The sequence below is a fragment of the Streptomyces sp. NBC_01334 genome (assembly GCF_035983595.1).
Lineage (GTDB): Bacteria > Actinomycetota > Actinomycetes > Streptomycetales > Streptomycetaceae > Streptomyces > Streptomyces coriariae.
Map to the genome: position 1 here is coordinate 2,230,306 of NZ_CP130718.1, position 12,653 is coordinate 2,242,958.

11 protein-coding genes are annotated in these 12,653 nt (G+C 71.1%); 6 read left to right on the top strand and 5 right to left on the bottom strand.

Annotated features, from left to right (window positions below):
• The first annotated feature begins 9 nt into the window (after positions 1–9).
• From glpK to OG736_RS10130, 3 genes are all read left to right on the top strand, one after another.
• Positions 10–1,548, top strand: coding sequence for a glycerol kinase GlpK (glpK, locus tag OG736_RS10120; protein WP_020128308.1), 1,539 nt, complete (start codon positions 10–12; stop codon positions 1,546–1,548).
• 9 nt (positions 1,549–1,557) lie between these two features.
• Positions 1,558–3,174 carry a glycerol-3-phosphate dehydrogenase/oxidase gene (locus OG736_RS10125; RefSeq protein WP_327182133.1) on the top strand — a complete coding sequence of 539 codons (1,617 nt, stop codon included), beginning with the start codon at positions 1,558–1,560 and terminating at the stop codon, positions 3,172–3,174.
• A gap of 198 nt (positions 3,175–3,372) precedes the next feature.
• Positions 3,373–3,933: an SMI1/KNR4 family protein gene (locus tag OG736_RS10130; RefSeq protein ID WP_267020763.1), complete on the top strand. Its 561-nt coding sequence runs from the start codon at positions 3,373–3,375 to the stop codon at positions 3,931–3,933.
• Between the two features lie 21 nt (positions 3,934–3,954).
• Here the strand turns inward: OG736_RS10130 and mtnK are convergent, their stop codons facing one another.
• Genes mtnK through OG736_RS10150 form a run of 4 tightly spaced genes read right to left on the bottom strand, consistent with a single transcriptional unit; the run spans position 3,955 to position 8,848 of the window.
• Positions 3,955–5,127, bottom strand: a complete 1,173-nt coding sequence (gene mtnK, locus OG736_RS10135; RefSeq protein WP_327182134.1) for an S-methyl-5-thioribose kinase — start codon at positions 5,125–5,127, stop codon at positions 3,955–3,957.
• Between the two features lie 14 nt (positions 5,128–5,141).
• Positions 5,142–6,188, bottom strand: a complete 1,047-nt coding sequence (locus tag OG736_RS10140; protein WP_327182135.1) for an ABC transporter permease — start codon at positions 6,186–6,188, stop codon at positions 5,142–5,144.
• A gap of 37 nt (positions 6,189–6,225) precedes the next feature.
• The gene (locus tag OG736_RS10145) at positions 6,226–7,764 is read right to left on the bottom strand and encodes a sugar ABC transporter ATP-binding protein (RefSeq protein ID WP_327182136.1); all 1,539 of its coding nucleotides are present in this window, start codon (positions 7,762–7,764) and stop codon (positions 6,226–6,228) included.
• Positions 7,751–8,848: a substrate-binding domain-containing protein gene (locus tag OG736_RS10150; protein ID WP_327182137.1), complete on the bottom strand. Its 1,098-nt coding sequence runs from the start codon at positions 8,846–8,848 to the stop codon at positions 7,751–7,753. Before OG736_RS10150 ends, OG736_RS10145 begins: the two co-directional genes overlap by 14 nt.
• A gap of 543 nt (positions 8,849–9,391) precedes the next feature.
• Here OG736_RS10150 and OG736_RS10155 point away from each other — a divergent pair.
• The 3 genes from OG736_RS10155 to mtnB are packed head-to-tail and all read left to right on the top strand — an operon-like array spanning position 9,392 to position 11,327.
• A complete protein-coding gene (locus tag OG736_RS10155; protein WP_054239378.1) occupies positions 9,392–9,991 on the top strand; it encodes a 1,2-dihydroxy-3-keto-5-methylthiopentene dioxygenase in 600 nt (199 codons plus the stop codon).
• Entirely contained in the window at positions 9,988–10,722 is a 735-nt protein-coding gene (gene mtnC, locus OG736_RS10160) for an acireductone synthase (protein ID WP_327182138.1), read from the top strand. Before OG736_RS10155 ends, mtnC begins: the two co-directional genes overlap by 4 nt.
• Entirely contained in the window at positions 10,719–11,327 is a 609-nt protein-coding gene (gene mtnB / locus OG736_RS10165; RefSeq protein WP_327182139.1) for a methylthioribulose 1-phosphate dehydratase, read from the top strand. The genes mtnC and mtnB overlap by 4 nt, the downstream gene beginning before the upstream one ends.
• A gap of 93 nt (positions 11,328–11,420) precedes the next feature.
• On the opposite strand, the gene mtnA is transcribed toward mtnB, so the two are convergent.
• Positions 11,421–12,452 (bottom strand): S-methyl-5-thioribose-1-phosphate isomerase, encoded by a 1,032-nt coding sequence (gene mtnA, locus OG736_RS10170; protein WP_327182140.1) that lies wholly within the window; start codon positions 12,450–12,452, stop codon positions 11,421–11,423.
• Between the last annotated feature and the right edge of the window lie 201 nt (positions 12,453–12,653).

The following is a 12,653-nucleotide window of genomic DNA, read 5'->3' on the forward strand; positions in this document are numbered from 1 at the left end:
GAGCACACCGTGACCGACGCGCACACCGCCGGCCCCTTCATCGCCGCCATCGACCAGGGCACCACCTCCTCGCGCTGCATCGTCTTCGACCGGGACGGCCGTATCGTCTCCGTCGACCAGAAGGAGCACGAGCAGATCTTCCCGAAGCCGGGCTGGGTGGAGCACAACGCCACCGAGATCTGGACCAACGTCGAGGAGGTCGTCGCCTCCGCCATCGCGAAGGCCGGCATCACCCGCGACGACATCAAGGCCATCGGCATCACCAACCAGCGTGAGACCACGCTGCTGTGGGACAAGAACACCGGTGAGCCCGTCCACAACGCCATCGTCTGGCAGGACACCCGCACCGACGCGCTCTGCAAGGAGCTGGGCCGCAACGTCGGCCAGGACCGCTTCCGGCGCGAGACCGGCCTGCCGCTGGCCTCGTACTTCGCCGGCCCCAAGGCCCGCTGGCTGCTCGACAACGTCGAGGGTCTGCGGGAGCGCGCCGAGGCCGGGGACATCCTCTTCGGCACCATGGACAGCTGGGTCATCTGGAACCTGACGGGCGGTGTGAACGGCGGCCGGCACGTCACCGACGTCACCAACGCCTCCCGCACCATGCTGATGAACCTGCACACCATGGAGTGGGACGAGAAGATCGCCGAGTCCATCGGCGTCCCGCTCGCGATGCTCCCGGAGATCCGCTCCTCCGCCGAGGTGTACGGCGAGATCACCGGCGGCAAGCTGGGCGACCTGCTCGGCGGGATCCCCGTCGCCTCCGCGCTCGGCGACCAGCAGGCGGCCCTGTTCGGCCAGACCTGTTTCGCGGAGGGCGAGGCCAAGTCCACCTACGGCACCGGCACCTTCCTGCTGATGAACACCGGTGAGAAGCCGGTCAACTCCTACAACGGCCTGCTGACCACGGTCGGTTACCGCATCGGCGACCAGAAGGCGGTCTACGCCCTCGAAGGATCGATCGCCGTCACCGGTTCGCTGGTGCAGTGGATGCGCGACCAGATGGGCCTGATCTCCACCGCCGCCGAGATCGAGACCCTCGCGCTCTCGGTCGAGGACAACGGCGGCGCCTACTTCGTGCCGGCCTTCTCCGGTCTGTTCGCCCCGTACTGGCGCTCCGACGCCCGCGGTGTGATCGCCGGCCTCACCCGGTACGTCACCAAGGCGCACCTCGCGCGCGCCGTCCTGGAGGCCACGGCCTGGCAGACCCGTGAGATCACCGACGCCATGACGAAGGACTCCGGCGTCGAGCTCGCGGCGATCAAGGTCGACGGCGGCATGACCTCCAACAACCTGCTGATGCAGACGCTCTCGGACTTCGTGGACGCCCCCGTGGTGCGCCCGATGGTCGCCGAGACCACCTGCCTCGGCGCCGCCTACGCCGCCGGCCTGGCCGTCGGCTTCTGGACCAGCACCGACGATCTGCGCGCCAACTGGCGCCGGGCCGCCGAGTGGACCCCCCGCATGGACGCGGAGACCCGCGACCGTGAGTACAAGAGCTGGCTCAAGGCCGTCGAGCGGACCATGGGCTGGCTCGAGGACGAGGAGTAAGAACCCCACATGACCAGTCAGACCACCCTGAAGTCCGTGCCTGCCCTGGGGACGCACCCGGCGTCCGGCTCGAACCCGAGCCGCGCCGAGACCCGGGAACAGCTCTCCAAGGCGTCGTTCGACCTTCTCGTCATCGGCGGCGGCATCCTGGGCATCTCCACCGCCTGGCACGCCGCGCAGTCCGGGCTCAGGGTGGCTCTGGTCGACGCCGGCGACTTCGCCGGCGCCACCTCCTCCGCCTCCTCCAAGCTCCTCCACGGCGGTCTGCGCTACCTGCAGACCGGCGCGGTGAAGCTGGTGGCGGAGAACCACTTCGAGCGCCGTGCGGTCTCCCGCCAGGTGGCCCCCCACCTGGCGAACCCGCTCACGTTCTACCTCCCCGTGTACAAGGGCGGGCCGCACGGCGCGGCGAAGCTCGGGGCGGGCGTCTTCGCCTACTCCGCGCTGTCGGCGTTCGGCGACGGCGTCGGTCACCTCCTGTCCCCGGCCAAGGCCGCGCAGGACGTGCCCGAGCTGCGCACCGACAACCTCAAGGCCGTGGCCGTGTACGGCGACGACCAGATGAACGACGCGCGCATGGCGCTGATGACGGTCCGCGCGGCCGTCGAGGCGGGCGCCGTCGTCCTGAACCACGCCGAGGTCTCCGGGCTGCGCTTCACCAAGGGCCGGGTCACCGGCGCCGAGCTGCGCGACCGGCTCTCCGGTGACGAGTTCGGCGTGAGTGCCCGGCTGGTGCTCAACGCGACCGGTCCGTGGGTCGACCACCTGCGCAGGATGGAGGACCCGAACGCGGCTCCGTCCATCCGCCTGTCCAAGGGCGCCCACCTGGTCCTGAAGCGCACCGCCCCCTGGAAGGCCGCGCTCGCGACCCCCATCGACAAGTACCGCATCACCTTCGCCCTCCCCTGGGAGGACATGCTGCTGCTCGGCACCACCGACGAGGAGTTCGAGGGCGACCCGGCGGACGTCGCGGTCACCGAGAAGGACACCGCCCAGATACTCGACGAGGCCGCGTTCTCCATCCGCGACCAGCAGCTCGACCGTGACCTCATCACGTACTCGTTCGCGGGTCTGCGGGTGCTGCCGGGCGGTCCCGGCAGCACGGCGAAGGCCAAGCGCGAGACCGTCGTGACCGAGGGCAGGGGCGGCATGCTGTCCGTCGCCGGCGGCAAGTGGACGACCTTCCGGCACATCGGCCGTACGGTCATGCAGAAGCTGGAGGCGCTGCCCGGCCACCCGCTGGGCGACGACTTCGAGCCGATCTCCTCGCTGCCGAAGAAGCTGCCGCTGCCCGGCGTCGCCAACCCGCGCGCGGTCGCCCACCGGCTGCTGGTCGACAACCCGGCGCCCGGCCCGCGCATGGCGGCCGACACCGCCAGGCACCTGGCCACCCACTACGGCTCGCTGGCCTTCGACATCGCGCGGCTGGCCAACGAGAACCCCGAGCTGGGCGCGCGCGTCCACCCGGACGCCCCCGAGATCTGGGCGCAGGTCGTCTACGCCCGCGACAACGAGTGGGCTCAGACGGCGGACGACGTGCTGCGCCGCCGTACGACGCTGACGATCCGCGGTCTCGCCACGGACGACGTCCGCGGCAAGGTGCAGGACCTGCTCGACAAGAAGTAGGGCCCGGTCACCCGGGAAACCCTCCGGAAGACCCTCCGCCGGCCTGCTCCCCTGACCGGGGCCGGTGTCAGGGACGGCCCCTCCGTACCGGGGCCGGAACAGGAAGGGGCGGCTCCACCCCTATGGAGCCGCCCCTTCCGCATGCCTGTCCGCCCTCGTGGCGGTCCGGTTGTCGGTGCCGGGTGTTTTCCTGGGGACATGAACATCGATCAGGCGGATCCCGCCGAGTCGGCGGCCCTGCGGGCGGCCTTCGCCGTGGACGACGGCGGGGAGTCGGCGCTCGGCTGGGACGCGGTGCGCGCCTTCGAGGCGGAGCACGGGGTGGTGCTGCCGGAGCCGTACCGCACGTTCGTGGCGGAGGTGTCCGACGGGTCGTTCCAGGGGCCGCCGGAGTACGGACTCGTGGGGCTGGCCGAGCTGCCCTCGGACTGGGGCGACGACGGGGCCGAGCGAGACCTGGCCAAGCCGTTCCCCCTCACGGCGGCGTGGCTGTGGGAGGAGGACGACGGGCCGTACGAGGACCCCGAGGCGGTCATCGACCAGGTGCTCAACCACGGTTCCGTCGTGCTGGGGACGGACGGGTGCGCCATGAACTGGCATCTCGTCGTCACCGGCCTCCATCGGGGGCAGATCTGGCAGGTGACCGACGTGGGTGCCATGCCGTTCGGCGCGGAGTTCGGCCATACGACGTCCGCGCCCGGCTTCGCGGGCTGGGTCGCGCACTGGGCGGCCGGCAGGGAGTGGTTCGACGCCGAGTGAGCGGCCACCCCCCGAGGCCGGTCAGCCGAGCGACTCCACGACCGCCCGTACCGCCGCGACGTCCGTCAGCTCCTCGCGGCGGACGATCAGTTCGCGCCCCAGCAACAGCGCGCGCCGGGAGGCGGGCACCGGGTCGGGCAGGGTCGTCAGGTCGGTCAGGTGGGCGAAGCCGATGATGCGGCGGACGATCTCCGTGCCCGCGTAGCCGACGGCGTCGGTCCAGAGACGGCGCAGGAAGCGGTCGAGAAAGGCGTCGTCGAAGAAGGCGTCCACGCGGGTCGGCCACAGACGGCGGAACTCGGCCTCGAACGCCTCCCAGGAGAGCCGGAGCTGGTCGGCGTGGTCGGACAGCGCGCCCAGCGCCCGCGCCCGTTCCTCGGAGACCAGCACATTGGCCCAGTAGAGGCCCAGGTCGTAGCCGATGGGGCCGACGAAGGAGAACTCGGGGTCGAAGACCCGTACCACGGGCGCGCCTTCGCGCCTGCCGACCATCACGCTGCCGGTGTGCAGGTCGCCGTGCAGGAGTGCCTGGGCGCTGGTCATGAAGGTGTGGCGGAGGTCGGCGACCTCGGTGCGCAGCCGGGTGTCGGCGCGGAAGGCCGCGGCCAGGTCGTCGAGGCCGGGATGCCAGTGGTTGTGTTCGTGCTCGACGTACGGCTCGGACAGCACGACGTCTTCGGTGATCTTGCACAGCTCCGGGCTGACGGAGGCCGCGATCAGCGCCTTGCGTTCGGCGGACGGCATGCCGAAGTCGCTGGTGGCGAAGGAGAACTGGGCCACGAACTCGCCGATCCTCGCCGAGGTGTGCGGGCCGTAGGCCACGCCCTCGTTGAGCAGCGTGCGCAGTACCTCGAGGTCGGACATGTCCTCCATGACGAGGGCGTAGTTCTCGGGGTCGTAGCCGTGCACCACCGGGATCTTGTCGGGGGCGACCTCGGCGACCTGCTCGTAGGCGCGGGCCTCGGCGTCGGCGCGGTCGGGGTTCATCGGCCAGGAGGGACCGGCGACGCGGACCCAGGGCAGGGCCTGCTTGACGGCGAGGCTGCGGGTGCCGTCGGCGGAGGAGGCAAGGAACACCCGGTTCATGTTGCCGTCCGACACCTCCCGGACCCGGATGTCCGCGAGGTCCTCCCAGTGGCCCCGCTCGCCGAGGTAGGCGGGGATGTCGTCGGTCTCCAGGATGCGGTAGCCCATGGTCGTGAACTCCCTTATGCGGTGCGGCGCTTGGACAGGGTGAAGCTGAAGACCAGGGCGAGGATCAGCACCACGCCCTCGACGACGTCCTGCGTGTAGTACGGCAGGCCCTTGATGGTCAGGCCGGTGGTGATGATGCCGATGAGCACCGCGCCGAGGGCCGTGCCCCAGACGTTCGGCCGGCCGCGGCCCAGGACGGAGGTGCCGACGAGTGCCACCGCCACCGCCTCCAGCAGCTGGGAGGTGCCGGCCGACACGTCGCCCTGGCCGATCCTGGACGCCAGGATGAGCCCGCCCACCGAGGCGAGGACGCCGGAGATGACGTAGGCCAGTGCGCGGTAGGCGCCGACCCTGATGCCGGCCAGCCGGGAGGCCTCGGGGTTGGCGCCGATGGCGTAGAGGACGCGGCCCCAGCGGGTGCGGGCGAGGAAGACCCAGGCGGCGACCGTCAGACCGCCGAAGATCAGCACGGAGATCGGGATGCCGAGAACCGTGCCGCGGTCGATCTTCAGGAAGCCGTCGGTGAACCTGCCGGGCGCGGTCGATCCGTCGGACATCGTCATGCCCGGAGTGATCGACTGGCCGTCGACGAGGATCAGCTTGCTGCCCTGGATGACGAACATCGTGCCGAGCGTGGCGAGCATGTCGGGGATCTTCAGCACGACGATCAGCAGGGCGTTGAGCAGGCCGGCGAGCGCCCCCGCCACCAGCACCGCGAGGATCGCGACCGTGCCGACCTGGTTGAAGACGACCATGGTCTGGGCGGCGACGGAGACGCCCAGTCCGGCGACGGCCCCGACGGACATGTCCATTCCGCCGACGGCCATGGTGAGGGTGACACCGAGACCGAGAATGGCGGCGACGGAGACGTACCGCAGGGTGTCGAGCAGGGTGGCCGACTCGCGGAAGGAGCCCTCGCTCAGCGCGAAGTACAGGAACAGCGCGACCGTCACGAAGATGAAGCCGTACTTGATCACGGCGTTCTGGACGCGCACCGCCGTGGTGGTCGCCGGCCGGATCGCCGCCTTGGTGGGGACCTCGGTGCTCTGGGTGGTGGTCATGGGGTGATTCCTGGGCCTTCGTGGGGGCGGGCCGGCATCAGACGGACGCCGAGATGGTCTGGATCACGCGGTCGCGTTCCGCGTCTTCGCCGTACGCGTCGAGGTGGACCTCACCGGCCGCGAGGACGACGACCCGGTCGGCCACCTCCAGGACCTCGTCGACGTCGGCGGACAGGACGAGGACGGCGGCGCCCTCGGCGGCGAGGGCACGGGCCCGGCGGCCGATGTCGCGCCGCGCCCCGATGTCCACGCCTCGGAACGGTTCGTCCAGGATGAGGACGCGCGGCGTGTGGGCCAGCCAGCGGCCGACGACGACCTTCTGCTGGTTGCCGCCGGACAGTTCCTCGACCGTGCTGTGCTCGTCGCGGGTGACGACGCCGAGGGCGTCGATCGTCTCGCGGCCGAGGGCGTCCTCCTGCGACCGGTTCATGAGACCGGCCCGGGAGAAGGACTTCAGGAACGGCAGCGAGATGTTCCGCGCGACCGACCAGCCGGGCACCAGGGCGTCGGCGTGCCGGTCCTCGGGGACGAGGTGGACGCCGGCGCGGATGGCGTCGGAGGGGCGGCGGGGCGCGTAGGCCGTGCCGTCCAGTGCGACGGTGCCGGTGGCGAAGGGCTCCGCGCCGAACAGGCCGCGCGCCAGCTCGGTCTTGCCCGCGCCCAGCAGGCCCACGACGCCGGTGACCTCCCCGGCGCGCAGGTCGAGGTCGAGAGGGGTGCGGCCCTCGAAGAGGCGGACGCCGCGCAGCGAGAGGGCGACCTCCCCTTCGGCTCCTTCCCTGACGGGGCGGGCGGTCGTCACCTCCTGGGCCTGGGCCAACATCGCGCGCAGGGCCGCGTCCCAGTCGAAGGGTCTGGCCTGGTCCTCGGTGAGCAGACCGTCGCGCAGGACGACCAGCCGGTCGGCGAGCACGTCGATCTCGCCGAGCCGGTGGGAGACGTAGAGCACGGCGATGCCGTCCTCGCGCATCCGCTCGACGAGCGCGAACAGCCGCTGCGCCTCGGCGGCGGAGAGCGCGGAGGTCGGCTCGTCGAGGATGAGCAGCCGGGGGCGGGTCGCCAGCGCTCGGGCCAGGATCAGCAACTGCCGGTCGGAGATGCCGAGTTCGCCGACGTCCTGCTTGAGCACCTGCTCGCTCCAGTCCAGGCCGAGGCCGGCCTGGATCTCGCGGGCCCGGGCGAGCGTGCCGCGGCCGCTCAGGAACGGGTTGCCGCGTTTTTGCGCGAGCTCCTCGAAGACCAGGTTCTCGGCGACCGTGAGGCCGGGCACGATGCCCTCGCCGATCCGCTGGTGCACGGTCTGGATGCCCAGCTGGCGGGCGGCCAGCGGCGAGGCGAGAGCGACCGGGGTGCCGTCGACGCGCACCTCTCCCCCGTGGTCCGTGTGGACGCCCGAGAGGATCTTGATCAGCGTGGACTTGCCGGCGCCGTTCGCGCCGAGCAGCGCGACCACGCTGCCCGGTGCGATGTCCAGCGTCACGGAGGCGAGCACCGTCTTGCCGCCGAAGGCCATGCTGACGTCGGTGAGACCGACCGCCGGGACGGCCCGCGAAGGGCCGGACTCAGTGGGCGACATTCGAGATCCAGTCCGCGGTGGAGACCTGCGACAGGTTCAGCGCGGGCAGCGCCTCCCGCAGCTGGTCCATGTTCGCGATCTTCTTCTCGCGCAGGAAGTCCTGCGTGATGGCGACGGCCGGGAACTCGACGGAGGTCTTGTTCAGCTGACCGGCCAGCTCCAGCGCCGTGGTGCGGACGACGGCCGCGCCGACGGCGGACGGGTCGGTGCCCGCGGTGGCGACCCAGGGGCTGTCGGCGGCGGTCATCTGCTGGATGTCGGCGTTGGAGACGTCGGCGCCGAAGACCTTCACCTTGTCCTGGAGCTTCTTGTTCTGCACGGCGAGCACGGTGCCCTTGGCCAGCTCGTCGTAGGGCGCGAAGACGCCGACCACGTCGGAGTGCTGGGTGAGCGCGGCGGAGACGAGGGGAACGTTGTCGGTGGCCGTGGAGTCGGTGACCTTGCCGACCTTGAACTGCTGCTTCCAGGCCTGCGAGGTCACCGTCGACTTCCAGACGCTGTCGCGCTTGTCGAGGGCCGCGTAGCCGGCCACGTTGACGTAGCCGACCTTGGCGTTCTTGCCGACCTCCTTGGCCATCACGTCGAGGACCGCCTGGGCCATGCTCGCGTCGTCCTGCTTGGTGGAGACGACCCCCTCGGTGGCGGTCTCGACGTCGTATACGACGACCTTGATGCCCTTCTTCACGGCCTTGTCGATCTCCGGCTGGATGGTCGCCGGGAAGCCGTGGTCGATGATGATCGCCTTCGCCCCGGAGTTGATCGCCGAGGACAGGTCGGTGGCCTGCTTGGCGTTGTCGGCCTGGGCGTCGTACACGGTCAGGTCGATACCGAGCGCCTTGGCCTGGGCCTTCGCGCCGTTGCCCCACTGCTCGAAGTAGTCGCCGGCGCCGCTCTGCCGGACCAGGGCCACCTTGACCGCTCCCGCGCTGAAGGGGGCGGGCTTCTTGCCGGTGGCGGCGGAGGCCGAGGCGGCGGCGTTGCCGGTGTCCTTCGAGGCGTCCGTGGACTGCGCGCAGCCGGAGAGGACCAGGGCGGAGACGGAGGCCAGCGAGAGCGCGGCGAGAGGCAGACGGACACGGGACATGAGGGGCTCCAGGTGCAAGGTGACGCAGAGGGGTGGGGCGGAGGGGAGGCGAAGCAGGGGTGCGTGAGCCCGGAGCGAAGGACGGGAACGAGCCACCGCGCGTGGCGGGGAGCGCCCCGGGAACGGGGGCGCGTCGGAGCTCCGGGAGGGGTCAGCGACAGCTGGCCGTGGTCGACCGGAGCAAGTCCACGTACAGCCGCCGCACGAGCAGCAGCGTCTTCATATGCAGATCATGAGAACGATTTCAGCCACCCGTCAAAGGAATGGACACCACATCTCAATATTCGAGACAACGATTACGTCACAGGCAGGGGACGCGCCGCCGGGAGTTACCATCACGGAACCGGCATCCCACCCGGCACAGTGAGGCCCCGATGACCAGATACCGCGCGAACGCGCTGCGCATGCCCCGCATGCGGCGCTGTCCCGGCGCGCCTTGTCGCGGCTGAGTGACCGTCCCCGCCGCCCGCCTCTCCCTTTCACCTCCCCGTCCGATCCGTCTCGGTATCCGGACACCCCTCCCAGAAGCCTGGAGTTGCTTCCATGACGCTGCTGACGACCTGGTCCGAGTCCGGCCCGGAGACCCTGGTCCGCCGCACCTCCGACCCCGTCGAGATCGCCGCGGCCCTCGAGCCGCTGGGCGTGCGCTACGAACAGTGGCCGGTCCGCGCGGACGTGCCGTTCGACGCCGACAGCGAGACGGTGTTCGCGGCGTACGGCCCGGAGATCGAGAAGCTGAACGCGCAGGAGGGCTTCACCACCGTCGACGTCCTCGGTCTGCACCCGAGCGACGACCCGGAGTTCCCGGCGAAGGCGAAGGCGGCCCGCGAGAAGTTCCTCCAGGAACACACCCACGACGACGATGACGAGGTCCGCTTCTTCGTCTCCGGCTCCGGCATCTTCTACCTGCACGTGAACGGCGAGGTGCACGCGGTCTTCTGCGAGAAGGGCGATCTGCTGGGCGTGCCGCGCGGCACCACCCACTGGTTCGACATGGGCACCAACCCCTCGTTCACGGCGATCCGCTTCTTCCACGAGGAGGACGGCTGGATCGGCAGCTTCACCGGCTCCACCATCGCCGGCCGTTTCCCGGACTACGACACGATCGCGGCCGGCTACGAGGCCGACCGGGCCGCCGCGTGAGCGTGCCGGGCCCGACGTACGACGTGGACGCCGTGGTGCTCGACATCGAGGGCACCACGAGCGCCACGGGCTTCGTGGTGGACGTGCTGTACCCGTACTCCCGCGCCCGCTTCGCCGAGCTGCTCACCGAGCGGGCCGAGGAGCCCGCGGTGGCACGGGCGATCGCGCAGGTACGTGAACTGACGGGCGAGCCGGACGCCGACGCGGCCGCGATCGAGAAGACGCTGAACGCCTGGCTCGACGAGGACCGCAAGGCGACCCCGCTGAAGAGCCTGCAGGGCGTCGTCTGGTCCGAGGGCTTCGCGCGCGGCGACCTCGTCTCGCACTTCTACGACGACGTCGTACCGCGGCTGCGCGCCTGGCACGCGGCGGGGCTGCGGCTGTACGTCTACTCGTCGGGTGCGGTGTCCGCCCAGCGGGCGTGGTTCGCCAACAGCCCGGCGGGCGACCTCACCTCGCTCCTGTCCGGGCTGTACGACACCGAGAACGCCGGCCCCAAGCAGGAGCCGGAGTCGTACCGCCGTATCGCCGGGGCGACCGGAGTGGCGGCCGACCGGACGCTGTTCCTCTCCGACCGGCCCGGCGAGCTGGACGCGGCCCGCGAGGCCGGCTGGCACACCGTCGGCGTCCGGCGGCCGGGGGAACCGTATTTCGAGCAGGGCGTCGGCGACCACGCGCAGGCGGGGACGTTCGACGAGATCACCGTGAGCAACTCCAGGAGCACTTCATGACCGCCGACCTCACCGCACTCGACCTGGAGGAGGCCGGGGCGGTCCTCGCCGCCGAGTCCGCCCGCTTCGCCTCCTTCGGCTGGATGCGCGGCACCTCCGGCAACCTGTCGGTGGTGCTCACCCGCGACCCGCTGCGGCTCGCGGTCACCGCGAGCGGTCACGACAAGGGTGAACTGACCCCCGCGGACGTGGTGCTGGTGGACGGGAACGGCGCCGCCGTGCACGAGGGCAAGCCGTCCGCCGAGGCCGAACTGCACGCGCGCGTGGCCGAGCTGACCGGTGCGGGCGCGGTCGTGCACGTGCACACGGTGGCCTCCGTGGCGCTCGGCCACCGGCACCCGGGCGGGATCGTCTTCAAGGACATCGAGATGCTCAAGGGCGTCGGCCAGCCCGCGCACGACGTCGAGGTGACGCTGCCGGTCATCGCCAACAGCCAGGACATGAAGGTCCTCGGCGACCGGCTGGAGGCGGCCCGCGAACCGCGGATGCCCGCGGTGGTCGTGGCGGGGCACGGCCTGTACGTGTGGGGCGACACCCCGCGCCAGGCCCGTCACCACACCGAAGTCGTCGAATGGCTCCTGGAGCTGGAGCTGACGCGGCGCTGACCCCGAGGGACCCGCCAGGAACGCTCGCGAGACACACCGAAGGCCACGGTCCCTCGACCGTGGCCTTCGGTGTGTCCGGCGCAGCCGGTGTGCTCAGCGCAGCCGGTCCCCGGGCAACTCCCCCGAGGACACCTCCAGTACGCCCCGCTCGGTCACCAGGCCCGTCACCAGCCGGCCCGGCGTGACGTCGAACGCCGGGTTGTGGCCACGCGACTCGGCGGGCGCCGTCCGTACCCCGGCCCACTCCAGCACCTCGTCCTCGCCGCGGAGTTCGATGTGGATGGCGGCGCCGTCCGGCGTCGAGAGATCGACCGTGGTGGTGGGCGCCGCCACCAGGAACGGGATGCCCGCGTCGGCGCAGGCGAGGGCGACCCCCACGGTGCCGACCTTGTTGGCGGTGTCGCCGTTGGCCGCGATGCGGTCGGCGCCCACGATCGCCGCGTCGACCTCGCCGCGCAGGATGGTGCCGGCGGCGGCCCCGTCGGCCTGGACGAAGTGCGGGATGCCCTCCTGGACCAGCTCCCAGGCGGTCAGGCGCGACCCCTGGAGCAGCGGGCGGGTCTCGTCGGCGTAGACGACCTCGAGGCGGCCGCGCGCGTGCAGTTCGCGGATGACACCGAGGGCGGTGCCCCAGCCGGCGGTGGCCAGCGCGCCGGTGTTGCAGTGCGTCAGGATCCGTAGCGGGCGGTCCGCGCCGACCCGCTCCAGCAGCCAGTCCGCGCCGAACGCGCCCATCGCGCGGTTGGCCTCGACGTCCTCGCGCTGCACCGCGGCCGCCTCCGCCAGGACCGCGTCGAGCCCCTCGTCGAAGCGGGTCATGACCCGGTCCACGCACACCATGAGGTTCACGGCGGTCGGGCGGGCCTCGCGGACGCGGGCGACGGCCTTGCGTATCTCGTCGGCCGTCCAGCCCTCGCGCTCACCCTCCATGAGCGCGATCGCGACGCCGTAGGCGCCCGCCGCGCCGATCGCGGGGGCGCCGCGCACGACCAGCCGCTGGATCGCGTCGACCAGGGTGTCCACATCGTGGACGTCGACGGTCGCTGTGCGGTGCGGGAGAGCGGTCTGGTCGATCAGCGCGAGGCCGGTTCCGGTCCACTCGACGGCGCGCAGTTCCTGGGACATAACGGGACGCTCCTGATGTTCCAATGGTGTTCGACACCGTACATGACCTCGAAGAACCGTCGAGGGACGGTGAGCGAACCACAGTTCGAGACACCCCGTCGGGTGTCCGGAAACGAGTGTTAGAGTCCAGCACCTGCATCCGCAGGGCGATACCAGCATCCCGCAGAACGAGACGAAGGGGGAACGCATGCCGCTGCTCAC